This window comes from Dissulfurimicrobium hydrothermale (assembly GCF_022026155.1).
Lineage (GTDB): Bacteria > Desulfobacterota > Dissulfuribacteria > Dissulfuribacterales > Sh68 > Dissulfurimicrobium > Dissulfurimicrobium hydrothermale.
This window is the reverse complement of sequence record NZ_CP085041.1, coordinates 1,729,425-1,756,157: the sequence shown is the minus strand read 5'-3', so window position 1 is coordinate 1,756,157 and position 26,733 is coordinate 1,729,425. Positions and strand designations below refer to the sequence as shown.

The window sequence follows — 26,733 nt, the reverse complement described above, 5'->3', positions numbered from 1 at the left end:
CTTATTGAAAAATTTTTTCTATTTTTTCGCTGAGCGTCTCGGGTGTGAACGGTTTTACTATATAGTTGCTTACCCTAGCCTTTACGGCCTCTATTATATTTTCTTTTTGGGCCTCTGCAGTGACCATTATAAAGGGCAGGTCTGCAAACCTCTCGTCGGCCCTAATCTTCTTGAGGAGGTCTATTCCGGGCATTTTGGGCATGTTCCAATCCGATATGACCAGGTCTACCTTTTCTTTTTGCAGGATGTCCCAGGCTGTCGATCCATCGTCGGCCTCGATAAAGTTTTTGAAACCGATCTGAATCAGTATGTTTTTGACTATCCGGCGCATTGTGGCGAAGTCATCGACGATCATTACCCTCATGTTATAGTCAATCGGCATGTTGCTTACCTCTATCTTAAATTTTTTTGATTATTCTAACTTGAAATTTCTTTTTTTAAACCATACTTGTGACATTATGACAATGTTTACGCTATGTCGTACAGGGCATGGCCGGCGTTGTCGCTGATATGCGCCTTTATCCGCAAGATAGCCTTTGTGTGTAGCTGCGATATCCTGGATTCCGTGTAGCCCATTATCTCTCCTATCTCCTTCATGGTGAGCTCTTCATAATAATAGAGCGAGAGCACCAGTCTTTCTTTTATGGGCAGAGACTCTATGGCATCGACTACAAGACGTTTGATATCCGTCAATTTGAGCTGCTCGAATGGATCGGCCGAGCCGTCACCTGCTATGAGATCGAAGATATCCTCGTCGTTGCCGTCAGGCAGCCTCCGCCTTATGGCGTCGATGTCCATGAATGTTACACACCTGGTTTCCTCCAGGAGCTTGTAGAACTCTTCCATGTCAAGACCGAGGGCGTTCGCCGCCTCTTCGTCTTCAGCAGGGCGACCCAATTCCTTTTCGAGGCGTTTGTAGGTCTGCTCAAGCTCTGAGCTCTTTCTCCTGATGGACCTGGGTATCCAGTCAAGGTTTCTCAATTCGTCGAGGATGGCCCCTCTAATGCGGAATTCCGCATATGTCTTGAATTGTATGTTTTTGGATGGGTCGAATTTTTCGACGGCGTCCATAAGGCCGATCACGCCGGCGCTCATGAGATCGTCGCATGAGACATGCCCAGGCAGGCGCGCTGACATCTTTTCAACTACATATCTTATAAGCGGTGTGTATCTGATGATGAGCTCCTGGCGTTTTTCCCTTGTCAGCGTCTCCTCGGCGTTGAAAAATATGTCTGTATAGTCCTTCAATACCCCGTTTTCCATGGTCGAGGCCGTCTTATACCCGCAAGAGATGTCTCCAAAAAAACTTGATATTCCCGTCACTCCACCCCTCGCGCCTGGATATCAGTAGATTTTCGGCCAGTTTCATAAAGGCCTTGCTTGCAATGGAGTCTGGATATGCGTTAAGCGCTGCTTTTTGAAGGCAAATCGCATTTGACACGGTGTCGTCTCTAGGAATGAAGCCCAGATAGTCAATGGCCGGCGTCCCCAGAAAGCGGTCGGTCACCAATGTCAGCTGGCGGAAGACCTTGAGTGCGTCGCTCTCGTCTCTGGCCATGTTTATCAATAGAGAAAACGTATTCACCTTGTATTTATTGACCATGACCTTTATAAGTGCATAGGCATCTGTTATTGATGTAGGTTCTGGCGTAGCCACAACCACCCTTTGCTGGGCCGCAAGATTAAAATACATTACATTTTCAGAAATACCAGCCGCATTGTCGATCAGCATGATATCGATATCGTTTCCCAGCCCTTCGATTTCATCAAGGAGGAATAGTTTTTCGCCCTCGCCGAGATTCAAGAGTTCGGTTACGCCTGATCCGGCAGGCAATATAAGGATGCCGCTTGGCCCTTCGATAAGCACGTCCTTGAGCGTGACATATCCGGAAAAGACATTGTCTATAGTATATTTTGGCGTAAGGCCTAGAATTACATCTATATTGGCAAGACCAAGGTCGGCGTCAAGGACCATTACCCTTTGGCCCAGATCCGCCATGGCGATCGCCAGATTCACGACTATATTGGTCTTGCCCACGCCGCCCTTGCCACTGCTGAATGAAATGACGCGGGGAGGGTGCTTTGCGGTCGTTATATCTCTTTCTGCCAGTGGTCTTTTCATATTTCTCTTGTCTTTTTTAGGCAAACAAAGCCCATTGTTTGTTAGTTAAAGACCTGGCCCACGCTGTACCGGTTTCCATCTCGACGCCCGGATCTTTTCTTTCGTTAGCGAACAACAGGTCTAAGAGTATCTCTTTTGTAGCCTCTATTATGTCCTCTGGCACCTTTTGGCCGTTGGTGATATAGGAAATCGGCAGTTGTTCTCGTATGACCACGGCGCATAGCGGGCCATAAGAGGATGTTTCGTCTATCTTTGTTATTACCCAGCCTGCGATTGGGAATGTGGAATAGAGCGCCATCTGCGAGGCGAGGTCATCGGCCTTTGATGTGGCGCATAAAACTGGATATCCCTTGATTGATGGATCTGCATTGAATATGGCCGATAGCTCCTCCCTGTGTCTAGGATCACTTGGACCCCTGCCAGTGGTGTCGATAAGCATGAAATCCATATGTTTGTAGCGTTCGAGCACGCCGCTTAGCCCCTTCGGGTCTCTTAGCGCCTCGAAGGGTATATCCATGAGCCTTGCATATCTTTCCAGCTGTTCAGCTGTACCGAGCCTGTAGGCGTCGACTGAGACAAGGACGCCGTGCATATTTTTCTGGAATTTGAGCAGCGCGGCCAATTTGGCTATAGTAGTCGTCTTTCCTGTACCGGTCGGGCCTATCATCGCTATGCGCGGCCTTGAGGTCGAGGCTTTGGCAGCATCTGCGATTTTTATCCTGCGTGACGCCATGTTTTTAAGCCAATCGTGGACAAGCTCATGTGTGATATCTTTGTCGCTTGAAACTTCATGCAAAAATTGTGCTGCAATTTCTTGCTGCAACTTATGTCCGAGACCCAGACCGGCTAAGGCATCATGGATGACGAGGAGTGGTGAGGGGTGGTTAGGTCCGTATCCGCCATGTATCGCCACCCCATGTAATATTTTTTTCGCTGGCGCTTTCTCAGGCGGTATCCTGACCTGCGCCTCTGTATGAGGAGAAAAGTCGATGGCTGCCGTCACTTCCACGATGTTTTCTATCAGTCCTGTGGCCTCATCGCGTCTTCTGCGGCGATTTGTTTCTATGATTACAGCCTCATCGCCCAGTTCGGCCTTTATCATTGCAAGGGCCTCGGCGATATCTGGCGCCTCAAATCTTCTGATGTTCATGGCCTATGCTTCACCTGATGGCGGCTATCGATTCGAGTTTTACATTCCCTTGTATCTCTGTGTGTGAAAGCACACTGACATTCGGTGCAAATCTGTCGATAAGTTTCTTGAGGTGCCTCCTTATATTCGGGCTAGTAAGTATTACAGCCTGATATCCCTTAGCCGTCGCATCCTCCACCCCTTTTTTGATCGCCTGCGCCAGATGTTGGACTGATGCGGCGTCGAGGGCCAGAAAACTGCCATGCTCAGTCTGTTGGATACCCTTTTTTATCTGTTCTTCTATAGAGATGTCCATAGTGATGACTGGGAGGGTTCCATTGGCCTTCAGGAATGGTTTTATAATGACCTTACCGAGTCGCTGTCTTACATATTCCGCAAGCACCTCAGGGTCCTTTGTAAAAGGTCCATAATCAGCCAGTGCCTCTACTATCGTGAGAAGGTCTCTTATCGGGACCTTCTCCTTTACCAAACTCTGTAGCACTTTTTGTACCACACCTAATGGGCAGGCGTTTGTCGCCTCCTCCACGGCCTTTGGATAGGTCTTTGCCAGCGTATCAAGGAGTCTCTGCACTTCCTGGCGGCCGAGAAGTTCGTCAGCATTTTGACGGATCACTTCCGCTATGTGTGTAGCCACTACAGCCGATAGATCAACTACGGTATAGCCGGCTATCTGCGCCTCATCTCTTTCCGATTCAGGTATCCAGAGGGCGGGGAGGCCGAATGCCGGCTCTGTCGTCGGGATGCCCTTTATCTCTTTTTTGACATCCCCTGGGTTCATTGCCAGCAGGTGTCCCATCATAAGTTCTCCTCGTGCAGCCTCTACACCTTTGATGAGAATGGAGTATTCACTAGGCTTTAGTTGGAGATTGTCTCTCACATGGAGAGGCGGCACTATTACGCCCATCTCTTGGGCGAATTGACGCCTTATGGATTTGATCCGTTCGAGGAGATCTCCGCCCTGTTCTTCATCGACCAGCGGGATGAGCCCATATCCCATTTCAAGTGCAAGGACGTCTATACTGAGAAGGCGCTCTATCTCCTCGAGGCTGCCTGGTTCGGGTGCCTTCGGCGCCTTGGTAGCCGGTGCCTCTTTTGCCTCGGAGACCGCCCGAAGTCTATGTTTTTCTTTGTATGCCAGAAAGGAGAGCGTGCCGAGACCAATAGACAATGCACTGAATGGGATAGCTGGAAGCCCTGGAATCATGCCGAAGAAGAAGATCATTGCAGAGGTGATTGCCAGGGCCTCGGGTTGGGCTGCAAACTGCCTTATGAATTCCCTGCCTATTCCTGCATCGGAGGCTGCACGGCTTACCAGTATGCCTGCCGCGGTTGAAATTATGAGGGCTGGGATCTGAGAGATAAGGCCGTCTCCAATTGTGAGGAGCGTATAACTCCTTGCGGCTGCGGCTATAGGCAGTCCTTGTTGAATGACGCCTATCACAAAGCCGCCTATTATATTTATGGCCATGATGATGAGGCCTGCTATGGCCTCGCCGCGAACAAACTTGCTGGCGCCGTCCATGGCCCCGTAAAATTCCGCCTCTTTAGCTATATCCTTGCGCCTGGCCCTTGCCTCTTTTTCATCAATGAGCCCAGCGTTTAGATCTGCATCTATAGCCATCTGTTTCCCTGGCATGGCGTCCAGAGTGAATCTCGCCGCCACCTCTGCAATGCGGCCGGCACCTTTTGTGATGACTACGAAATTTATTATCACCAGTATTGAAAAGACTATGGCCCCTACTACAAAATTTCCACCTACTGCAAACTGGCCGAATCCCATGATGATTCTACCGGCCGCATCTATACCTTCATGCCCGTGGATCAGGATTAGCCTTGTTGTAGCTATATTGAGCGACAGGCGGAACAGGGTTGTAAGGAGCAGCAGCGATGGAAATATCGGAAAGTCCAACGGTTTTATGATGTAAAGGGAAAGCAGCAGGATCAGGAGGGAAATGCTCATATTGAAGGCAAGGAGCATGTCCATGGCCGTAGCCGGGATGGGCATGACCATTATGAGCAGTATGGCCAGCACCCCTGCCGCTGCCATTATATTACTGCTATCTATCTGAATATTGGTCCAGATGTTTTTGACAGTGCTTTCCGCCATTTATCTCCTCAACCCCCTTGAACCCTTGTTTTTCATTCGATAGACATAGGCCAAGACCTCGGCGACCGCCTGATAAAGATTCTCAGGTATGGTCATGCCAACCTCAACCAGCTTGAAAAGCGTCTGGGCCAGCGGCTTGTTTTCGATCGTCGGTACCCCGTTCGCCTTGGCTATCTCCTTGATCTTTTCCGCTATAAACCCTGATCCCTTGGCGGTCACCTGTGGCGCCTCCATCTTGCCCGTTTCATATTTCAATGCAACTGCAAGGTGTGTAGGGTTCGTGATCACCACATCCGCCTCGGGTACCGCCGCCATCATCCTGCGTCTGGCCATTTCCCTTTGGATGCTCCTGATCCTTGCCCTTATCTGGGGGTCTCCCTCTGTCTCTCTATATTCTTCTTTCACCTCCTGTCTTGTCATCCTGAGGCCCTTTTCAAATTCCCATTTCTGAAAGATGAAGTCCAGCACGGCAATGGCAGCTATCGCGATGCATATTTTCCAGAACATGGCGAAGCTCACCCTGCTCATATACAGGAATATCTGGATCGGGGACTGGTCTGTAAGTGGTAGGATGCGATCTATTTCGCCCCTTATCGTTTTAAAGGCTATAATTCCTACTATTACAAGCTTCAGGAGCGATTTCAGCAGTTCTGCGACGGCTTGGGCTGAAAACAATCTTTTTAAGCCTTCTATCGGATTGATCTTTGAAAATTTGGGTTTTATGGCCTCAAAAGAGATCAGCGGGCCGACTTGGAGGTAATTTGCAGCAATTGCAACAAGCGCCAGCACAAAAAGAAGAGGACCTGTTATCATCATAAAGCGCCATATGCCATTTGCGGCGATCGTCTCTATATTGCCAGTCGTTATCCTGATATTGGCCGCATTTCCAAGGTAATATCGCAGCATGACTGCAGATTGTTGATAAAAAAGTCCGCCTGCCCACAAAAATGTAAGTATTCCGGAGAGTAATACCGCTACAGACGACAGCTCCCTGCTCCTTGCGGTCTGTCCTTTTTTTCTGGCCTCTTCCCTGCGCTTGGGTGTGGCCTTTTCCGTTCGTTCCTGAAAAGATTCCTCAGCCATAGCAATCCCCGTTCAAATCCTATTTGCCAGCCATGACAGCCGCTGCGGCAGGTATAAGCCTTATCCCTTCTCTCAGATATCCGGCAAGGACCGGCCAGAAGATCTGGAGTGTGAGGCCGAGAAATATAAGTCCGAGGGCTATATTCAGGCCAAAGCTCAAGATGAGCATATTTATCTGCGGGACTATTTTGGCAAGGATGCCGAGCGCGACTTGTGAAAACAACAGTATGGCCATTACAGGCGCCATTATTTTGACGGAGATGACAAACATCTCATAGGCCATCTTCAATATGATGGTGGAAAGGGGCGCCTTTAGGGTAAGCCCGCCAGGCGGCAGGATCGCAAGGCTTTCGTATATGGCCTCTATTACGAGATGGTGTGCATTTGAAACCAGAAAAAGCGTAAGGGCGGTAAGATAGACGAATTCAGCAACAACCAGCGATTGGGCGCCTGATTGGGGTTCCATTACGCTTGCCACAGAAAGGCCCATCTGAAACCCCACCATCTGGGCTGCTGTCTGGAGTCCAGCGAATATAAGGCGCAGGATGAGGGACAATGTAAGTCCTGTAAAGGCCTCTGTCGTTACAAGCAATAAAAAACCGACCAGTGAATTAGGGAGGCTTTGCGGCGAAAACGGTGCGACGGGTGTTAGCATCAGTGAAGTGACGATCGAAATTGCTGCCTTGACGCCAGCCGGTATTGTCGCGGAGCTGAAGACAGGCATGAAGAAGAGCATTGTGCTCAGGCGTATCAAGACCAGGACGAAGACTTTATAGTGCGTTATAGCTGAGTACAATAGGTCTTGTTCCATGTTCAGCGTATATAACCTGGTATCCCTTCGATAAGATGTCGGGTGAAATCCAGGAGTTTGTTCATCAGCCAAGGAAACGAAAAGAGGGTGACGATAAATGTGGCTATGAGTTTGGGTACGAATGTAAGAGTCGTCTCCTGGATCTGGGTTACGGCCTGGAATATACTGACTACAAGGCCGACTATGAGCCCGACGCCAAGCATAGGTATGCTCAGGATTAAGGTCAGTTCTATGGCCTGTCTTGCTAGCCCTACAACCATTTCCTGTGTCATTGCATCACCACCTAGAAAAAGCTCTTTACAAGGGAACCTACAAGGAGATTCCATCCGTCGACCAATACAAATAGGAGCAGTTTAAACGGCAGTGAGATCAAGATCGGCGGGAGCATCATCATACCCAATGACAAAAGTACGCTTGACACCATCATGTCGATGATTAGGAACGGCAGGAACAATATGAATCCTATCTCGAAGGCCGTCTTGAGTTCACTTATCATAAATGCAGGGATCAGTGTCAGCGTTGGTATGGCGTCCCTGTCCTTCGGGTCTTTGATCTTCGCGAGTTTTACAAACAGGGCCAGATCGGATTCCCTTGTCTGTTTGAACATAAAATCCCTGAATGGCACCTGTATCCTTTTTACAGCCTCGTCAAAGGATATTTCTTCATTTAGATAGGGTCTTACGGCTGTGGAATTGGCTTGAGACCATACCGGCTGCATGATGAAAAAGGTGAGAAACAGGGCGAGTCCTGCAAGCACCTGATTGGGTGGCATCTGCTGCGTACCCAAGGCCTGACGGAGAAAGCCGAAGACTATTATGAGCCTTGTAAAAGATGTGGTCATGAGCAGGATGGACGGCGCGATGGAAAGTACGGTAAGAAGTGCGATGATCTCAAGGGCCGTAGCAACCTTGGCAGGGCTGTCACCCCCTTCAAGGCCTATTTTCAGCGTAGGTATGGTTATGGCCCATGAAGTGCAGGTAAGCGTCAGCAGGAAAGACGCCGTAGCGACAGGGATCAGAAAAGGTCTTGTATAAGACATGAGATAGACCCCCTTTTTAAGTGTGTTCGTTATGAAATTTTTAATGATCTGATAGGGCATCCGATTTGTCCTTGAGCGTCGCTTCAAAATAATTTGGCTCCAATGTCCCTAAAAGGCCCACAGCGTTTTCGGAGGCGCCGATGATGAGGATTTTGTCCGCTACCCTTACGATACACAGATATTTCTTTGGGATTATCATCTTTGTCGAAATGACCTCTATCGGGTCTGCCTTGCCCCCCCTAAGCCTCCTGTCCCATAACTTTATGCCGTACAGGGCCGCCGTCATAAGTCCGAGGACGATGGCCATGGCGCCTATAGTCTTTATAATGAAACCCGCGGTTTCCATTTGGTCGATCCAGCCCTTGATATCTGCAGGGTCAATATTTCTGTGAACCAAGATTTTTTACACGATCGGCAGGGCTTATGATCTCGGTCAGTTTTATGCCGAACTTCTCATTGACCACCACGATATCCCCCTTTGCCATGAGTTTTTGGTTTACATAAATATCCGCCGGCTCGCCCGCAAGCTTGTCCAGACTGACCACAGACCCTTGTCCCAATTGGAGGAGTTCCCGGATCTGAAGCCTTGTTCGGCCGAGCTCAACTGATATGTCTAGCGGGATGTCGAGTATGAAATTGAGATCCGGCTTCCCTGCACCGCCTTCTTCCTGCACCGCCGGTCTTTGAAATTCGTCAAATTTCGGCTTCCCTGCACCTTGATTTTGTTGTTTTGCATCCGCAGGTTTGTCTTGGCTGGTCTCGACCGTCCCTTTTCGGACTGCTTTGGCGGCTGCCTTGTCGCCACCGGCGGCGGCTTCATTGAAGGCTTGGGACCAGTCGATGGTGCCCGATTCTTCCGGCGCCTTAGGTGGCTCTTGTGCCACCTCACCTGTTTTTGCAGGATCGCCTTGTTGCCCGCCGCTGGCCTTTTGGCCTTCTATGCCATCAGACCCTTCGGCCAGTAATTTGTCCAATTCTTCCTGAGTCAACATCTTTTTGCTCTCCACAGAGGTTTTCTTGGTATTTTTATATCGTCATTCATCAATCTTGATCGCCTTTTCGATCCGCACTGCACGTTGGCCCCTGAACAGGCCGGGATGTCCGGCGAATTTGGGCCTATCCTGGACTATGACGTTGAGGAGGTCTTCTATATTTGTATCGAGCTGGATGATGTCCCCCACACCCAGGTCCATAAGCTCGGCCCCTGTTATGTTGGTGTCGCCAAGCGGTACTGTTATGTCCACCTCAACCTCGAAAAGATTCCTGATTAATTGTTTGCGCCAGAGTGGATCTTCAGCCTCTTCGCTTTGAAAAGTGCTCTGCAATTTTGACTTTATGGGCTGGAGTACGCCGAGTGGTATGCAGACGGTAATTGATCCGCTGATCTCCTCCAGGTCTATCTGAAATCTGGATATGATGACCGCGTCGTCGTTCTGGGCTATCTTTGCAAATTGCGGATTTATTTCAGAGCGTATGTATTGGATCGTGACGGGATGTATGTTTCGCCAGGCCCTTTCGAGGTCGTTCAATATAGAGATTATGATCCTCTTTATCAACCGCTGCTCTATGGAGGTGAACTCCCTCCCTTCTATCCTGCTCTGCCCGAGCTTGGTGGACCCTAGGAATATCTCCACTATGGAAAAGACCAGTTTTGGATCCAATACTACCATAGCGGTCCCACGGAACGGCTCCAGTTTTATGATGTGGATATTGCTCGGGACAGGTATCCTGTTCAAAAAATTTTTGAAATTTATTATCTCGATTGGGGCTACACTACTGTCGGCAGCAAGTTTCAGTATGGAAGATAGGGTGGTTCTAAGACCCCTGTTAAACTGATCGTTTACGATGTCAAGACCTGGAAACTTGGTCTTGATCATTAGGGTCGCCTTTTCGAAGTCGAAAGGTACCACCTCTCCTATCGTCGGCGTCGGTTTTGCTTCGGCCTCTTTTGTGACCTCGGTGACCTCGCCTATGCCGCTTAAAAGTGCATCTATTTCCTCTTGGCTTAAAAGCGCATTCATGACCCACTACTGAACTACAAATTGCGAGAAATAGACGTTGTTCAAACGACCCTGGCCGAGTATGTTGGTTAATCTGACCATGAGCTCGTCTCTCAATTTTATCTTGCCTTCCACAGGAATGACGTCATCAAGCGACTTGCTGCTCAGGATCATGATTATCTCGTTTTTGATTTTGGGCATAAGTTTTGTTATCTCCTCTTTGGCCTTTTCATCAGGCACTTCAAGGGTGATTGCGATCTTGAGGAAGTGTCTTGCCTTAGGGTCGTCGAGGTTTACTACAAAGGGCTCCAAGTCCACCATGATGCCGACCTTTCCCTTGTCTGCACCTTTGGTTTCATGCTCGCCGTTTATTTCTCTTTCGAGCGCCTCGTTGCTGGGTTTTTTAAAGAGAAACAAATAGGAACCGAGCCCTGCCAATACGATGACGACAATCAGGCCGATGATTGCTATCAGCAGCATGTTTTTTTTCTTTTTGGGGGTATCGGTCTCTGTTGCATTTACCTTTTCTTCTTGTTCAGCCATGGCATTGTCTCCGTGTCGTTTATGATCCTGCCTTGAGGCCCGTTTGTATTGGATACAGCAATATATATGCCACCGGTCCGCAAGACAGTCTTGTCAGTGTTTTCTTTATTGATCTCATGAAGATATCGCTAGATAGCGATCTGCTGTATCCAATCTTAGTCAATTTTTTGACGGATCTAATATCCGCCTTATGATCTTTGTAGTTGATATATCATATTCAAACGGCACCCTTTCCACCCTGCCCCCATTCTTCTTTACAATGCCAGCCCCTATTATATGATCTTCATCCCAGTCGGCACCCTTTACAAGCACATCAGGCATAAGGGACTCGATTGTCTTAAGGGGATCGGGTTCGTCGAAGACCGTTATATAGTCAACGGCCTGAAGCCCTGCGAGGACCCTGGCCCTGGCCCATTCATTGTTTATAGGGCGCCCTTTCCCTTTTATCCCACTAACAGATCTGTCACTGTTGAGGCCGACGACCAAAAAATCCCCCATACGTCTGGCGGTCTCCAGATATTGGACATGGCCCGCATGAATGATGTCAAAACAGCCGTTTGTAAAGACCATCCTTTGGCCTGCCCTGCGCCGCCGCGATGCTGTTTCTTTTAATGATTTTAGATCACATATCTTGCCTTGAGTAAGTGCGGCCCAGTGCCTTGGGGGGTGAGCGGTAAAAAATTGTCGGCGGATTTCGTCAAGTTCTCCAAGGTCAAGGCCGATGGATATCCAGGCCTCTGAATCTGGGGCGGCGGCAATTAGTTTGCCTGATGGTCCATAGACCCCTGAACCACCTGCAAACCTGGTGTCTTTGAAATCCCCCCATGCGTTTGCTGCGGCTGTAAAACATTGGTTTTCTGTGGCCCTTGCCGAAAGCAGGGTCTTGAACTGGCTCAACCTTTCAGTCGGCCAGAGGGCCGAGACCGCGAGGATGTGGGCGCCTTCAAAGATGAGCTGCCTTGCAAGCTCCGGGAACCTCAGGTCATAGCATGTCATGAGGCCGATGCCTATTTCCAGGCCATTTGTTCGGGTCCACAGCACAGCCGGCGTATGTCCTTCATTGAAGAGCTTGTGTTCCGCCATCGGCTGAAACAGGTTGATCTTCCTATAGGGGTGATGTGGACGGTCAAGGCCGAAGACATGGGTCTCATTGTAGAGGTTATGTCTTGCACCGTCCGTGCAGGGTGTCGGAAGCGTTCCGATGATCAGGACGCCAAGGGATTTGGAGAGGGTCTGGGCCTCTTGCCTTATCTCATCAAGCTCGTTTAAAGGCAACGGCATCCCTGGTTGCAGTGGGCCGGTAGCCCAGAGTTCCGGCAGGAGAATGATGTCGACACCGTTTTCCCTGAGTCTCTGTATGGCCGTGCGCACCCTCTTCCAGTTCAACCATGGGGTGTCAGGGCGCGGATTGAATTGAAATATCCCCAGATTGATAGTAGATCCTCGTCCAACTTTGTTTTTTATACCTTGCTTGATGATATCCATTTGTGTTTATTTAAGGCGATTTGATAAATTGCAAATTTTTTGGAACGTCTATGCAGGTCACATTCTTACCATCAAATACAACAATCGAGACATCAGGGGAAGAGGCAATCCTCAGGATGGCCATGAGGGCTGGCATTCATATCAACGCATCCTGCGGTGGGGCCGGCGTATGCGATAAGTGCAAGGTCTTTCTGGATGACGGGGAGTTAAGGGGTGAAAGGTTTCCTGACGGTGCCTGGAAGGCATGTGCCTCTTATCCTGTAAGTGACGTAAAGATCAGGGTGCCTGTGGAATCGGAGATGGACAGACGGGCCCTTTCGAGGGCTGCGCCCAGAAAGATTGCTTCTTGGCTGGAGGCTCACGGCGGGATGCCATTTGACCTGCGTCCGGTCGTGGAAAAGGTCGCCATCAATGTACCGCGGCCCGATCTCTCGGATAGCGCAAGCGACCTCGACCGTCTCCAGCGCGAATTGATGAATGGTAGATTAAAGGGCACAACAGTTGAGGTCGACACCACCATCCTTTTTGATCTGCCTGCAGCCCTGCGTGAAAAAGAGTGGTTGACGACAGTGAGTATGATGGAGGGCCCAAGGCCGGATGTTAAGAAGCTCATAAGGGTTGAGCCAGGAGATGCGGCTGGTGGTCACCTTGCGCTCGCTTTTGATATAGGTACAACTACTGTTTCGGGCCAGCTCATAGAGCTGACGACAGGGAAGATTTTGGCCGATGTCTCGAATTACAATCCGCAGGTGAGTTTCGGAGAGGATGTGATCTCAAGGATGGAGTTTGCAAGGAAAAAGGATGGGCTCCTGACCTTGCAGCAGAAGATAATCGGTTGCCTGAATGCCTTAATCGCTGAGATCTGTTCATCTTCAAGGTGTCCGAAAGACTCGATAAGTCTCATGACTGCAGCTGGCAATACTGTCATGACGCACCTACTGTTGGGACTTGAGACCGGTTATCTGAGGACACAGCCTTATGTCCCTGTGGCTACACACCTCCCGCCTGTAAGGGCTAAGGACATCGGGATAGCCCTCCCGCCGCATGTGTATCTGTTTCTTGCTCCATGTGTGGCTAGTTACGTAGGGGGGGATATAACCGCGGGCGTGGTGGGTGTAGGGGTGCATCGTAGTCATGAGCTTACGCTCTTTATCGATATCGGCACGAATGGCGAAATCGTCTTAGGGAATCAGGACTGGATGGCTTGTGCGGCATGTTCGGCAGGACCAGCCTTTGAGGGGGGTGGGATCATGCACGGTATGAGGGCGACAACCGGGGCGGTTGAGGCGGTGCACATCCATCCCGAGACCTTTGAGCCGATGATCCTCACCATAGGCGGTAAGAAGGCCAAAGGCATCTGTGGCTCAGGGATAATAAGCCTTATGGCGGGACTTTTTATGGTCGAGGCCATAGATCGGCAGGGCAGATTCAGGCGCAACCTCAAGACCGGCCGTATAAGGCCGGGCAGAGACGGTTGGGAGTATGTCGTTATAGAGAAAGGTGCAACAGCGACGGGCAGGGATATTGTCTTTACCGAGGCGGATATTGAAAATCTCATAAGGGCCAAAGGGGCTATGTTTGCAGGCTATCAGACCCTCTTGGAGTCCGTCGGGATGGACTTCAAAGACCTTGAGCGGGTGGTACTTGCTGGAAATTTCGGGAGCTACCTTGACCTTGAACAGGCCGTCACAATAGGCCTTTTGCCTGATATCCCGAGAGACAGGTTCTTTTTTGTAGGTAACAGCTCCCTCGCTGGGGCAAGGGCTATGGCCATGTCGATCGATGCCATGAAGGAGGTTTCAAGGAGCGCCAGGATGATGACCCACTTTGATCTGAGCGGCAATCCGCATTTTATGGAAAATTACGTCTCGGCCTTGTTCCTCCCTCATACTGATGCAGGGTTGTTTCCAAGCGTGCGTATCGGGTAACATCAGGTAAGCTTTACAGATACCAGTTTCGAGACACCATTCTCTTCCATCGTCACCCCATAGAGCGCCTCGGCCTGCTCCATTACGCGCTGGTTGTGGGTTACAAGGATCATCTGGGTCTTTTGTGCGATTCTTTTTACAAGTCGGCAAAATCTTAGTGTGTTCGCCTCATCAAGCGGGGCGTCTACCTCATCCATGAGACAGAACGGGCTTGGTTTTATGAGAAAGAGTGAAAAGATTAAAGAGATGGCTGCAAGTGCCTTTTCGCCGCCCGAGAGGAGGTTTAGATGGCCTATACGCTTGCCAGGTATGTGTACTGCCAGATCCAGTCCGGCTTCAAGAGGGTTTCCGTCGCCGACCGGTTCAAGCCAGGCCTTTCCGCCATCGAAGAGTAGCGGGAATATCTCTGCGAGGCTGTTGTTCACCGCCTCGATCGTGCCCTTGAGCCTCTCCCTTGAGACCTGATCTATATGTCTTATTGCATGTTCTAGGTCATTTATGGAATTGGTTAGATCATCTTTCTGGGTTGCAAGATAGGAACGCCTCTGTTCGACTTCTTTGTATTGGTCGAGGGCTGTAAGGTTTACAGGCCCTATTGCATCTATTTCGCTTGATATCTTTGCAATTTCTAGTTTTGCCTCGCCTGATGAGAATCGCTCAGGGCGCCAGTTATGGCAGTCATCTTCTATCTCGGCCTGATGGCGTTCGCGTGCAGTCTTTTTTAAAAACTGCATAGCCTGGACCAGCGTATTTATCTCAATCTCCCTTTGATGGAGTTCTTTTTCGAGAAGGGTTGTCTCTTCGAGTTTTTTCTTTACAGCGACATCGAGACTGGCCAGTTCCTGTCTTTTTTCGTCGAAGGCGCATCTGATAGCCTTGCTCTTGGCCCTTTTCGTCTCTATCAATCCTTCCTGTTCGGTCACCTCTTTGAAGGTTTTGGTCACGGACTGTCTTATGGAGTCGAGCACTGAGCCTACCTTGGTTTTTATCTCGCCAGCCGCCTTTATGTCTTCATTTATCCGCGCGAGCTTCTTTTCAAGGACAGTAAGTTCATGCCTTTTTTCCTCAAGCCTTGCGTTCAGGCCGGCGGCGGCGATCCTCATATCTTCGAGGACCTTTTGGCGTCTTTGTAGTACTGCCTCTTGTTGCCTAAGGGCGTCTTCTCTGCCCTTTATCTTGTTTTCAGCCTCGTTTTTGGCCCTTTTTGCCCTGTCAAGTGCGGCATTCGTTTGTTCGAGATCCGCTTCCACCTCTGAAAGTTCATCCTCGATCTGATCCATCTCCAGATCTAACCTTGTCTGTCTCTCTTCATGGGATTCAAGCCTGGTCTTCAAGCGGTCCAATTCGCTTTTTTGTCTCGAGACCTCGTTGTTCAAGCGTTCCTTGTCCTTGACAAGGGATTTCAGCCGATTGACGGCATCCGAGAGCCTCATGCCTTGAGTCTCTTCCTTAGAGGCTATTTCAGCCGATTTTAACCTGAGCCCTTTTTCCTCAACAGCAAGTCGGGCGATCTCGGCCTTTCTGGAAAGTATCCCTTGTCCCTTATTCTTGCCGCCCTTTATTACGATCTCGCCCCAAGGGTAGAGAATATCCCCGCTTGGTGTGATATAGGTATACCAGGCGTTCAGGTCACCGCCTGCCTTGGCCTCTCTAAATGCCTTGATCGCTGAGTCCAGGTCGTCTATCAATCTCCATCCTGAGGAGATGGATCTTATAACCCTGCTTGCCGGCGGCCGAGCGGCTGCAACCCCATCGTCCTCATCTCCTGAATCAGGTCCATCGATCAGCCATGGTGCCAAAACCCGCAGATCTCCCATTCCTTTTTGTTTGACGAAATCGATTATCTCATCTAGCATCGTTTCCTCTTCGGGGATCACAGCCTCTATGGTCTTTTCAAGTGCGGATTCGGCTGCCGATTCAAGCCCCGATTTTACGATCAGGAGGTCTGCAAGCGCCTTTAGGCCCTTAAAATGCCTGAGGGTGGATCTTGCAGCCTCTCCGAGGCCCTGCATTGAATCTTCTATGGCCCTTAAGGCATTCAGTCTTGCTGTGACGGCTGCAAGGCTGGAATCGATCTGGGTCTTTTGATTCCGTAGGTGGGACAGCGCCTGTTCCAGCCCGAAGCTTTCCGCCTCGGCCGTTGAGATGTCATGGATCTTTTTTTTTATTTCCGCCTCAAGCGCCTTTATTTCCGCCTCAAGCGCCCTGGCCCGTGTTTCTTGCCCGGATTTTTCCTCCTTCAGCAACTCTTTTTCTTCGGTAAGGGCCTCAAGACGCCTTTTTAGCCTCTCCGCCTGGGATGCAAGGGCCTTTTGCCGGCTGTCGAACTTTGCGCATACAGAGGCTGCATCGACAAGCTCGACCTTGACCTCCTCCAGCGATCTCTTAACCCTGTTTCTCGCCTCGACAGCTTCATTGATACCGTCTTCCTGGATCCTCAGGTCTGACAAAAGCCCTTTGTTTTGTTCCTCCAGTCCTTCTATATCCCTTTTGATCTCGCCTATACGACGCATAATGCCTTCTCGTCTGGATGAAAGTCCTGAGATGGCGGTTTGGGCTTCTTTGAGCCTATTTTCTTCCGAGATGAGATTTTTCTCCTGGGACGACAGGACCTCTTTCATGCCCTTGAGCCTCTCTTCTTCGGCAAAGATGTCTTCCTCGATTTCCCTGATGGCCTTTTCAAGTTCAAGGAGTTCGGTCTCCTTAGTCTCTTTTTGGGCGGCCAGCCCCGATTCAACGGACTTGAGGACGGCTAATCTTCCAACAAGGTCTTCTCTTGATCTAGAGGCGATATTTAATGCATCTGATTTATCAAGCCATTCATCGGCCAGGAGCGCCTTTTCAAGCATCTCCTGCGACTTTCTCAGGGTCAGGTATCTCTCGGTCTTTTTAGCTTGTCTTTCAAGGGATTTTATCTGTTTTTCCGTCTCTATTATCAGATCTTCAAGCCTTTCGAGATTCTGTTTCGTCTGAGCAAGTTTTGCCTCGGCTTCGAGCCGCCTTGCCTTGTATTTTGCAACCCCTGCCGCCTCTTCGATGAGACAGCGCCTTTCTTCGGCGTCCATATCAACAAAGGTCCCAACCTTGCCCTGATCCACTATGGCATATGCCCTGGCACCGGCCCCTGTATCCATGAATAGATATTGGATGTCCTTGAGCCTTACGCCCTTACCGTTTATACGGTATTCGCTTTCACCCGAACGGCTAAGTCTTCTGGAGATCTCGATATCAGGGGCGCCATTAAGCCATGGCAGACTTATTGCAGTTGCATCTCCAATTATAAGCGTAACTTCAGCGAAATTTGAGATTTTGCCGGCGTGACCGCTGCAGATGAGGTTCTCCATGGACTTGGCCCTTAATATGCTTGGGCTCTGTTCCCCCATGACCCACCTTATTGCATCGACTATATTTGACTTGCCACAGCCGTTCGGACCGACTATCGCACTTATTCCTTTGGAAAATGTGAGCCTTGTCCTTTCCGGAAAGGACTTGAAGCCGTATATAATAAGGGAGTCAAGCCGCATTTCTTGCGTCTTCTAGCCTGAGTTCCAGGCGTTTCCTTTCCTGCCATACGGAGATATAAGGCGTACAGGCAAGCTCAAGCCCTTCCCATTGAAGATCGGTCTTGTCGCCGTGCCCCCATCCGATCAGCTCCATTTTGATGCCGTTTTGAGAATCGGGCGAGGGCTTTGGTTTCAGCGTCAGTTTGAGATGGTTGTTTCCTACAACCTTTGATGAGAGGATCAAGAAATCTCGCAGGGCAATTACAGGGGCCGGGTAGCCTGGACCGAATGGCTCCAGCATCTCAAAGAAGTATTGGAATTCAGGCGAGATGAGCTCTTGCATGGAGACAGGGCAGTCAAGTTTCAGCCTCGGGGTAAGGTCGATATCCGAGATCTTCGCGGCGATTGAGGTCTCAAAGGCCTTTGTGAAGGGCCCAAGGTTGTCTATGTCAAGATGAAGTCCTGCAGCGGCCTTGTGTCCACCGAAGGCGGCAAGGTGCTCGGCGCATTCAGAAAGTATCTCATATAGATTCACTCCATCTGGACTTCGTCCTGACCCATAGGCTGCGCCATCTTCAACGGCCAGGAGGATCACGGGCCTTGAAAGCTGTTCCATCAATTTAGACGCCACTATGCCGACTACACCCTTATTCCAGTTGTTTGAATAAACAACATATCCAGGCCGTTCGCCGAGCCCTTTTATGATGTCTTGCGCCTCCTTGAGTATCGCCGCCTCCTCGGCCTGCCTTTGCTGGTTTATAGAATTCAGCCTTTCGGCCTGTTTCATTGCGAACTGGTCGTCGTCCGTTACAAGGAGTTTGAACGCCTCGTCGGCATGAAACATACGGCCTGCTGCATTTATGCGCGGCGACAGACGGAAAGATATGTCTTTTGTACCGACCGCGTCATATACACCGCTGACCTGTAGGAGGGCCTTTAAGCCTGGTCTTGCCTTTGTATTTATCACCTCTAGGCCGGCCTTTACCATGATCCTGTTATCTCCAAGCAGCGGCGCCATGTCTGCAACCGTGCCTATCGCTACCAGATCTAGGCAGTTTTTGAGATTCGGGACATCCCCGTTTCTCCAACGCCCAAGGCCGTGCAGCCTGCTTCTTAAGGCCCGCACCAGGTTGAATGCGACACCTACGCCCGCAATCTCTTTAAAGGGAAATCGACAGTCACGGCGTTTAGGGTTAAGGATCGCCAATGCAGGCGGCAGGTGAGACGGTGGTTCATGGTGATCGGTTATGATGACGTCTATCCCGAGATCGGCTGCAAACGCTATCTCTTGATGGTTGCTTATGCCGCAGTCAACGGTGACGACAAGACTTATGCCTTTTGATTTGAAAATTTTTATGCTTTCTATGTTTAGACCATAGCCCTCGCGCACCCTGTCTGGTATATGGACCGTGACATTCAGCCCAAGTCCTGAGAGGAACTGAGACATCAATACCGATGCTGTGACACCGTCTGCATCATAGTCGCCGAATACCGCGATCCGCTCGTGTGTCGCAACCGCCTTTACGAGTCTATCCACCGCCTTATCCATGTCGGCCATCCTCCATGGGTCGCTGAGTGAGGCAAGGGCTGGGTTCAGATGTCGTTCGGCGACATCTGGCGAATCAATGCCGCGCCGGCACAAGAGCCTGGCGATGATATGCGGGATGCCGATCTTTCGAACTATGTCATCGACAACGGTCTGGTCAACTGTATCGAACTGCCAGGATTTGCCAAGTATTATGGATTTCATGGCCTGAAACCTAATAAGAGAATCAACAGCTGTCAATTTCCATCCATGATTCAGCGGGTTCGTCTATCTGCTATTTTGACCAAAAATCCCGCTGCCTTTTCTTTTTTGAGGGGCCGAGTAGGGTATTTTGAATAATTTTGATTGTAATATTTGAATATTGTAATTTGATCCATCTAATTGTATATAAATTTGTTTATAATTATAATTTACATCTTTTACAGCATTTTGATTTGGCTATGGCCGAACTATATTTGGGGGATGGGTATGGATGCTGGCTATCTCGAAGGGTTCCGTATCCTTGATTTGGTGGCTTATCCTGCCGCTTTTCTCGGCCTTGACTACAAGGTTATATGGGTCAACCGGGCCTTGCTGGAGGCTGCCAATATCATACCGGAGCATGTCCTGGGCCGGCCGTGTTTTGAGATATGCGGCAAGGGCAAACCGGACGGTGGATGTCCACATAGGAAATTTATCCTTGGGGGACGGGCTGTTGCAGTTGCAAAATCAGACCGATGCCTTTCTCGAAAGGCCAATGTAATCATCTCCTCGTTGCACAACGGAGATGGGCTGCCGCAGGGCGGACTTCATATATATTTTGATTGCTATAGAGGGTGTTTTGATGACTCCAAGACGGATGGTCGCGATCTCCGTGAGATAATGCTTGAAAACGCGGCCGTCGGGATTGTCCTTGTAAAAGATAGGAAGGTCGTGTCCGCAAACAGGTACTTCGGAGACCTTTTTGGTTATAACTTGAGTGAGATATCCGGTAGGGAGACAGAGATTTTTTTTCCATCCAGTGATGACTTCAGACGTTTCGGAGAGGCTGTATATCCGCGGGTCAGGCAGGAAGGTCATGTCAGTATTGAACAATTCATGCGCCACAAGTCGGGTCGACTCTTCTGGTGCCGCCTTGCAGGACAGTCCGTTGGGCCAGATGAGATCGTATGGGCGCTTGAAGACATCTCGGTTCAAAAGGAGATAGAGACTGAACTTGCAAGGAGCGAGGAGAAATTCAGGGCCATAAGTTGCATGGCATCCGACGCCATAGTCCTTATGGACATGGACGGCAAAGTGGCTTATTGGAACAGTACTGCGCAGAAGGTCTTTGGGTACTCATCGGCAGAGGCCGTCGGCAGGGACCTCCATACCATGCTTCTTCCTGATGAACAGATCCCGGCATATATCCAGGCGCATAAGAGATTCAAAGAGACCGGCATAAGCAAGTTCGAAAACAAACTCGTAGAGTTTGCTGCAAAAAAGAAAGACGGTGAGAGGATATTCGTAGAGGTCTCTTTTTCGTCCGTCAAGATAGGCGGCAAGCCATTTTTTCTCGGTATCATCAGGGACATAACCGTTAAAAAGAAAGAGGAGGAGCGGCGAAAGAGGCTTGACGTCAAGCTTAGGCAGGCCCAAAAGATAGAGAGTTTAGGGATATTGGCCGGCGGTGTTGCACATGATTTCAACAATCTCCTTATGGGTGTACTGGGGTATGCCGAGATAGCCCTTTTGAAGCTCACCAAGGAGTCGCCAGCCAGGCCGGCGATCCAGAACATTATAGAAGCGGCGCAGAAGGCGGCGGAGCTCAGCAGCCAGATGCTCTCCTACGCCGGAAGGGGCGTTTTCCAGTTGGAGACGGTGAATCTCGCCAAGCTCATCGAAGAGACCGCCCACCTCTTACAGTCTATGGTTTCAAGGAAGGTTGTCTTGAAATTAGATCTGAATTACGATATACTGCCCGTGAATGTCGATCCGACACAGGTGCGTCAGGTGCTCATGAACCTGCTCATAAATGCATCCGAGGCCATAGGCGAAAGGGGCGGGCTTATCAGCGTCTCCACCGGGGTTATGCACGCGGATAGGGCCTATCTTTCCGAGACCTATCTGGATGACGACTTGAAAGAGGGCTATTATACTTATATAGAAGTCTCTGATACTGGCTGTGGCATGGACAGTGAGACTGTAAAGAAGATATTTGACCCTTTCTTCACCACAAAGTTTCAGGGCAGAGGTCTCGGTCTTGCGGCAAGCCTCGGAATCATTCGAGCCCACAGGGGTGCCATAAAGGTTTACAGCGAACTGGGCAAAGGAAGTACGTTCAAGGCCCTGTTCCCCTGTGCGCAGGGCGCCTTTTATGATAAGAGGGAGATAAAACCGGCCGATTCGCTTGAGGCCGTCGGCAACAATATCATAGTTATGGTGGCGGATGACGAAGAGAGTGTCAGAACCATAGCAAGAATGGTGCTCGAGGAGTTTGGTTTCAAGGTCATTACTGCAAAGGATGGGATGGATGCGGTTGAAAAGTTTAAAAAATACCACGATCGGATCGACGTGGTGATCCTTGATCTTATCATGCCGCATCTTTCCGGCGATGAGGTCTACAGGGAGATGCGGCGTATATCGCCTGATGTCAAGGTGGTCCTCTCCAGTGGATATAGCGAAAGGGACGTGATAAGCAGGTTTGCCGGTAAGAAGGTCATGGGGTTTCTTCAAAAACCTTTTAAGTCTTCAGAACTGCTCTCCAAGATCAAAGAGGCACTCAACACCAAATAATGAATCCGATAAAATCGTTGTCGGGCCTTGGATATGTTGATATCAGCGGTGCGGTTGTATGGATGGATTAAATGAATTCATCTTGCGCATAGAGCCATCGATGGTATATCTTTTGCGTTTCATATTGGAAGGTTACGACAACTCATTCATGGTGAGCACCGTCGATAAGGCGGCCGGGGTTGTCCGTATAATTGCAATTGAAGGCGCAAAAGAAGATCTTTTTGAGATATTGATGTCTTTAAGCTGGAGGTTAAGACCGTTTGCTGTCGGTTCCATTCAGCAAAACAGCTATGAAAGCCATGATTGCAAAGACTGATATCCGCCGGAAAAGGCTTTATATAGCCACATTCGGCTGTCAAATGAATGAATATGACTCCATCAAGATGATCCAGGTGCTCGGAAGTGAATATTCCATCACCAAAGACCCGCGCAATGCCGACCTCATATTGGTGAATACCTGCTCCATCCGCGAGAAGGCCGAGCATAAGCTCTACAGTCTCGTTGGGAGATTCAAGGAATTTAAGTTAAAGAACCCAGAGCTTATTATAGGTGTCGGGGGTTGTGTCGCCCAGCAGGAGGGGGAGAGGCTCTTAAAGTCATTGCCGCATATTGATCTTGTGTTCGGACCCCAGGGTCTTTACAGGCTTCCTGAGATGATAGGCGCTGTTAAGGCAGGAGTTGGACCTGTCTGCGCTACAGAATTGAGCGGGGACTTTGCTATTCCGTTTACAGGGGTACCTGTCCTCGGCGAGGGTGCGGTGCGTGCATTTGTAACAATAATGCAGGGTTGTGACAACTTCTGTACCTACTGCATCGTTCCGTATGTGAGGGGGCGGGAGGTAAGCAGGCCTGTCGGCGACATCTTTACCGAGGCAAAGGCCTTGGTGGAACAAGGCGTAAAAGAGATTATACTCCTCGGTCAAAACGTTAATTCCTATGGAAAAAAGAACGGGGGTCTGGGATTTGCCGGGTTGCTCAAGCAGGTCGCTAAGATACCGGGTCTCCTGAGGCTTCGCTTCACCACTAGCCATCCACGTGACCTCGGCGATGATGTGGCCGAGTGTTTTAGAGATATACCTAATCTTTGCAAACACCTGCATCTGCCCGTTCAATCTGGCTCGACAAGGATCTTGAAGCGTATGAACCGACGCTATACGCGCGAAGACTATTTGGACAGGATAAAGACGCTTAGGGATATGTGTCCTTCCATCACCTTTACCACTGATATCATTGCAGGATTTCCCGGAGAAACCGATGAGGACTTTGAAGAGACCATGAGTCTCTTAAAGGAAGTGGGTTATGAGCAGATATTTGCGTTCAAATACTCGCCGAGGCCCTTCACAAAGGCCGCTGAATTCGAAGATCAGGTACCTGAAGATGTAAAGGCCGGGCGCCTGAAAGCGATCCTTGAACTTCAAAACGAGATCAGTCTCGGGCGTCATGAACAGCTATGCGGAAGAGAGGTGGAGGTGCTTGTAGAAGGGCAGAGCAAGACCGATCAGGCCTGGCTTGCAGGCAGGACCACCGGCAATCATGTAGTTAATTTCCCTGGCCCGATGAGCCTTATCGGCCAGCTGGTCAACGTTAGGATAACAAAGGCACTCTGTCACTGCCTCTGCGGCGAACTGGTCTGACCTGCGGCCGTAGGCAAACTTTTGTTGAATCTTAACGCCCTAGCATCTCTAGTACGGTCTATTCATATCACTTTGGAAGATGAAGCTCCGTTGTATGGAAAAGCTTGCAAAAAATAGGGTCGTCTCTGCCAGTATCTTAGCCGCATATGGGTTTATACCGCCGAATACCACGAGGGATTTAATCAGCCCGTATGAGATGAGCATAAGCGCAACGACCAGCGATATGTATTTGACCGTCTCAAGCAGGATATTCCCTCTCGATTGGAATACCATCACCTTCACTGACAAAAAATTGAACGTCCCGCTTACGATCCGTCCGACGACCATGCTGAGAAATATTTGGCCGGTCAGGAACAGGGATATGGAAAACACAGTGGTATCTATGAAAAACGAGGCGAGCGAGGCCGAAACAAATCTTATGAAGACAAAATATATCTTCATGGAGTCGAGGATCGGATTGAAATGGGAAGTTGGGTTATGCTTCTCATATATGGTCCTTATGCTAATCTCGCGTATATTCATCCCGATCCTTGATGCCAGAATGAGCATTTCGAGCTCGAATTCATAGCCGGTCGCCTGGACGCGAAGCAGTTTTTTTAAAAATCTGGCCGGTATTCCTCGGAGTCCGGTCTGTGTGTCGGCAAGCGGCTGCCCGACAAAGAAGCGGAATACCTGTCTTGTGACGGCGTTTCCTATGCGGCTTCGGAGTGGCACGCCGCCTTCGAATTCTCTTGTCCCAAGACACAGGGATTCCGGGGTCTCGGCCAGCGCTTCGGCCACACGCAGTACGTCTTTTGGAAGGTGTTGGCCGTCTGCATCGACCGTTACTACCCCTATAGTTGAAGGTGCGTTCAGGAGCACGTAATTAAAGGCCGTTTTGAGCGCCTGACCCTTGCCGAGATTAACTGCATGGCTCAGTACAACCACTCGTTCCATCCTGGAGACGGCGTCAAATATCCAACTCCTGTCAATGGATGAGCCGTCGTTTACAATCACTATAAGAGGGTAGGGTTCATGAAGCAGTTCGGCCACTATCCCGATCAGGTTACCTGGCGGCTGATATGCCGGGATAACGACTACAGGCAGTCTTGTGGGGGCGATATCCCTTTCTGCAGTTTCTGTGGCGCGGCTAATTACCATCATGTTTTTCCTTTTTCATGAAGACCAAGGGCACCAGTTTGACAAGCGTCCCGTTTTTGTTGGTCACTTTGTAGAGTAAGGCGCCGTGTTTGCAAAATAGCCTGCCATATCTTTTCCATAATTCCTGATCTGAGTCCGCTACAAGCACATAGTCCCATCTTTTTAAGACGTCGGACCATTGCTCGACCGTCTCGTCACAGTTGCAGACATCCCATTTGTGTTTCGGGCCGCCCAGCCTCCAGCACCAAGTCTGTGTTATCTGTGGGGAGAGTTCGTATTTCAGTATGCGGAATTTAAAGCCCTCATCATTTTGTATCACGAGATATACCTTGTCTCTGCCCTTAATGACGCTCTTTGCCGCATTTACGATAGCACATAGTTCCTTTCTTTCACGGGCGACCTGTTGGTAGTCCGGGGCGGGTCTCTGCATGAATGACCAATAGCAAAGACCGGCAAGGGCTGCGAGACCTAGGAAACAGCCCCAAAACCACTTATGACCCAGGTCACCCCAGTCGATCATCAGGAAAAATCCGAACCCGCTCAGACAGAATGCTGCATAGAAGATATCCATGTATCTGTCGTAGGAGCTAAGCGTGGCAGCGAGATCGGGCGTAAAGCTGAAGAGATACATGCATAAAAGTCCAAATGTATAGACGCCGAGAAACAGTAAGAGCATTAGATAGACAAGGAGCATCCTTTTTGTGAGGCCTGTCAGCCCTTTGCTGTGTGACCAAAAGATTGTCGAGATGAAAAAGATGTGCCCGAAGAGGAGATTTGTCGGGTCAATGAGGGATGTGATGGTTTTAGCCTTAAAGTTGGCTATCACTTTTTTGGTGAATGGAGGTGCCGCATTTGTAAAGGCTGAAACAATGTCTTTGATGTTAGACGGAATTGAAAAGGTCTCAGGCAGGTGGAGGGAGTTGATCCTTGTATTCCACGTATATTCAAATAGCCATGGGATCATGGCAAGAATTGCGATAATTGAAAGGCCATTGACGCCTCTGGCGATCCTGCGCCGCAGCACGCAGCCTTTTTTTTCGCAGTCGGGCCGCCAAGCATTCAATGCCTGATCAGCAAAGAATATAGCTATAGCAAACCATGATAGGAGATAGCCCGTCTTCTTGATCATGGGGAGCAAGAACAGCATGGGTGAAAGGAACAGGATACGCCTCTTGGGGCCGTCTGCTAGGTGTGCATAACCTATTATGAGGGCTGCAAAATACACACTCAGGAGTTGATCCGAATAGATCGACCTGAACCCGTTTCCAAGAGTTATGATGATGCATGGGACAATTAGGATGACAAGGAGTATTTTTTGCCAATCGCGCCATCCGGTGCGGTATAAAAGAATGACAAGAGGGGCGAGGAGCAGGATGAGATGGGCCACATAGGTGCCAGCTTCTCTTTCCATCGCGTTGTTTAAGAGAAAGAAGTAGTGAAAGAGATTGATGCCTGGGGGATAGTCGAGAAACTGGACAGCTCCGGCGGTGGTTGCAAGGGAGTTGGTAATGAGCATCTCTTTTGTTGCAAGGCCCCAGTGTGAAAATTCGTCCCAATTCCTGTAATGAGCGCCTTTGAGCAGCAGATAACCCGACAAAAAGGCGAGTATGAATATGGTGATGCCAGGGGAAGAGGCCAGATGTTTTATTCTGTCTTTAAAGATGAGTAACGCAGAAAAGGCGATGAAAAATGCGATACCTATCAGGAAAATGGCCTCTGCACCTCGATACAGACAGCCGTTCAGTCCAAAGAGGTAGAGAACGGATATGATTCCTGATATAATAAAAGCTGGCAGGAACTCCGGATTGTCCTGGAAAACTGTATAAAAAATTAGTATATAACCCAGGATGCTAATGAAGGAGGCCATAAGGTCCGGCAATTTTTATTT

22 protein-coding genes are annotated in these 26,733 nt (G+C 49.6%); 4 read left to right on the top strand and 18 right to left on the bottom strand.

Annotated features, from left to right (window positions below; genetic code table 11):
- Position 1: 1 nt before the first annotated feature.
- From LGS26_RS08385 to rfaE2, 14 genes are all read right to left on the bottom strand, one after another.
- Positions 2–382, bottom strand: a complete 381-nt coding sequence (locus tag LGS26_RS08385) for a chemotaxis response regulator CheY (RefSeq protein ID WP_237888428.1) — start codon at positions 380–382, stop codon at positions 2–4.
- Positions 383–468: 86 nt separating this feature from the next.
- On the bottom strand, positions 469–1,263 hold the full coding sequence (locus tag LGS26_RS08380) for a sigma-70 family RNA polymerase sigma factor (protein ID WP_237888427.1): 795 nt from the start codon (positions 1,261–1,263) through the stop codon (positions 469–471).
- 13 nt (positions 1,264–1,276) lie between these two features.
- Entirely contained in the window at positions 1,277–2,122 is an 846-nt protein-coding gene (locus tag LGS26_RS08375; RefSeq protein ID WP_237888426.1) for a MinD/ParA family protein, read from the bottom strand.
- 16 nt (positions 2,123–2,138) lie between these two features.
- Complete coding sequence (locus LGS26_RS08370; RefSeq protein ID WP_237888425.1) at positions 2,139–3,272, bottom strand: flagellar biosynthesis protein FlhF; 1,134 nt, start codon at positions 3,270–3,272, stop codon at positions 2,139–2,141.
- 10 nt (positions 3,273–3,282) lie between these two features.
- A complete protein-coding gene (gene flhA / locus LGS26_RS08365; protein WP_237888424.1) occupies positions 3,283–5,379 on the bottom strand; it encodes a flagellar biosynthesis protein FlhA in 2,097 nt (698 codons plus the stop codon).
- A complete protein-coding gene (gene flhB / locus LGS26_RS08360; RefSeq protein WP_237888423.1) occupies positions 5,380–6,462 on the bottom strand; it encodes a flagellar biosynthesis protein FlhB in 1,083 nt (360 codons plus the stop codon).
- A gap of 19 nt (positions 6,463–6,481) precedes the next feature.
- Positions 6,482–7,273, bottom strand: a complete 792-nt coding sequence (gene fliR, locus LGS26_RS08355; RefSeq protein ID WP_237888422.1) for a flagellar biosynthetic protein FliR — start codon at positions 7,271–7,273, stop codon at positions 6,482–6,484.
- A gap of 2 nt (positions 7,274–7,275) precedes the next feature.
- Entirely contained in the window at positions 7,276–7,545 is a 270-nt protein-coding gene (fliQ, locus tag LGS26_RS08350) for a flagellar biosynthesis protein FliQ (protein WP_237888421.1), read from the bottom strand.
- A gap of 11 nt (positions 7,546–7,556) precedes the next feature.
- Positions 7,557–8,312 carry a flagellar type III secretion system pore protein FliP gene (gene fliP, locus LGS26_RS08345; protein ID WP_237888420.1) on the bottom strand — a complete coding sequence of 252 codons (756 nt, stop codon included), beginning with the start codon at positions 8,310–8,312 and terminating at the stop codon, positions 7,557–7,559.
- A gap of 40 nt (positions 8,313–8,352) precedes the next feature.
- Complete coding sequence (locus tag LGS26_RS08340) at positions 8,353–8,658, bottom strand: FliO/MopB family protein (protein ID WP_237888419.1); 306 nt, start codon at positions 8,656–8,658, stop codon at positions 8,353–8,355.
- 31 nt (positions 8,659–8,689) lie between these two features.
- The gene (fliN, locus tag LGS26_RS08335) at positions 8,690–9,301 is read right to left on the bottom strand and encodes a flagellar motor switch protein FliN (protein WP_407932053.1); all 612 of its coding nucleotides are present in this window, start codon (positions 9,299–9,301) and stop codon (positions 8,690–8,692) included.
- A 45-nt stretch (positions 9,302–9,346) separates the two neighbouring features.
- Positions 9,347–10,333, bottom strand: a complete 987-nt coding sequence (gene fliM, locus LGS26_RS08330) for a flagellar motor switch protein FliM (protein WP_237888417.1) — start codon at positions 10,331–10,333, stop codon at positions 9,347–9,349.
- 6 nt (positions 10,334–10,339) lie between these two features.
- Entirely contained in the window at positions 10,340–10,855 is a 516-nt protein-coding gene (locus LGS26_RS08325; RefSeq protein ID WP_237888416.1) for a flagellar basal body-associated FliL family protein, read from the bottom strand.
- Positions 10,856–11,014: 159 nt separating this feature from the next.
- Positions 11,015–12,340, bottom strand: a complete 1,326-nt coding sequence (gene rfaE2 / locus LGS26_RS09755; RefSeq protein ID WP_330873285.1) for a D-glycero-beta-D-manno-heptose 1-phosphate adenylyltransferase — start codon at positions 12,338–12,340, stop codon at positions 11,015–11,017.
- 50 nt (positions 12,341–12,390) lie between these two features.
- Between rfaE2 and LGS26_RS08310 the strand changes: the two genes are divergently transcribed.
- On the top strand, positions 12,391–14,268 hold the full coding sequence (locus LGS26_RS08310; protein ID WP_237888415.1) for an ASKHA domain-containing protein: 1,878 nt from the start codon (positions 12,391–12,393) through the stop codon (positions 14,266–14,268).
- A 2-nt stretch (positions 14,269–14,270) separates the two neighbouring features.
- On the opposite strand, the gene smc is transcribed toward LGS26_RS08310, so the two are convergent.
- Positions 14,271–17,792 (bottom strand): chromosome segregation protein SMC, encoded by a 3,522-nt coding sequence (gene smc, locus LGS26_RS08305; RefSeq protein ID WP_237888414.1) that lies wholly within the window; start codon positions 17,790–17,792, stop codon positions 14,271–14,273.
- Entirely contained in the window at positions 17,782–19,521 is a 1,740-nt protein-coding gene (recJ, locus tag LGS26_RS08300; protein ID WP_237888413.1) for a single-stranded-DNA-specific exonuclease RecJ, read from the bottom strand. Before recJ ends, smc begins: the two co-directional genes overlap by 11 nt.
- Positions 19,522–19,785: 264 nt before the next feature.
- Between recJ and LGS26_RS08295 the strand changes: the two genes are divergently transcribed.
- Genes LGS26_RS08295 through miaB form a run of 3 tightly spaced genes read left to right on the top strand, consistent with a single transcriptional unit; the run spans position 19,786 to position 23,705 of the window.
- Entirely contained in the window at positions 19,786–22,071 is a 2,286-nt protein-coding gene (locus LGS26_RS08295) for a hybrid sensor histidine kinase/response regulator (RefSeq protein WP_237888412.1), read from the top strand.
- 58 nt (positions 22,072–22,129) lie between these two features.
- Positions 22,130–22,387, top strand: a complete 258-nt coding sequence (locus LGS26_RS08290; protein ID WP_237888411.1) for a DUF4911 domain-containing protein — start codon at positions 22,130–22,132, stop codon at positions 22,385–22,387.
- The gene (miaB, locus tag LGS26_RS08285) at positions 22,362–23,705 is read left to right on the top strand and encodes a tRNA (N6-isopentenyl adenosine(37)-C2)-methylthiotransferase MiaB (protein ID WP_237888410.1); all 1,344 of its coding nucleotides are present in this window, start codon (positions 22,362–22,364) and stop codon (positions 23,703–23,705) included. The genes LGS26_RS08290 and miaB overlap by 26 nt, the downstream gene beginning before the upstream one ends.
- Before the next feature lie 48 nt (positions 23,706–23,753).
- On the opposite strand, the gene LGS26_RS08280 is transcribed toward miaB, so the two are convergent.
- Both LGS26_RS08280 and LGS26_RS08275 read right to left on the bottom strand, forming a co-directional pair.
- Positions 23,754–24,848, bottom strand: coding sequence for a bifunctional glycosyltransferase family 2/GtrA family protein (locus LGS26_RS08280; RefSeq protein WP_237888409.1), 1,095 nt, complete (start codon positions 24,846–24,848; stop codon positions 23,754–23,756).
- Positions 24,835–26,712 carry a hypothetical protein gene (locus tag LGS26_RS08275; protein WP_237888408.1) on the bottom strand — a complete coding sequence of 626 codons (1,878 nt, stop codon included), beginning with the start codon at positions 26,710–26,712 and terminating at the stop codon, positions 24,835–24,837. The genes LGS26_RS08280 and LGS26_RS08275 overlap by 14 nt, the downstream gene beginning before the upstream one ends.
- Positions 26,713–26,733 lie beyond the last annotated feature (21 nt).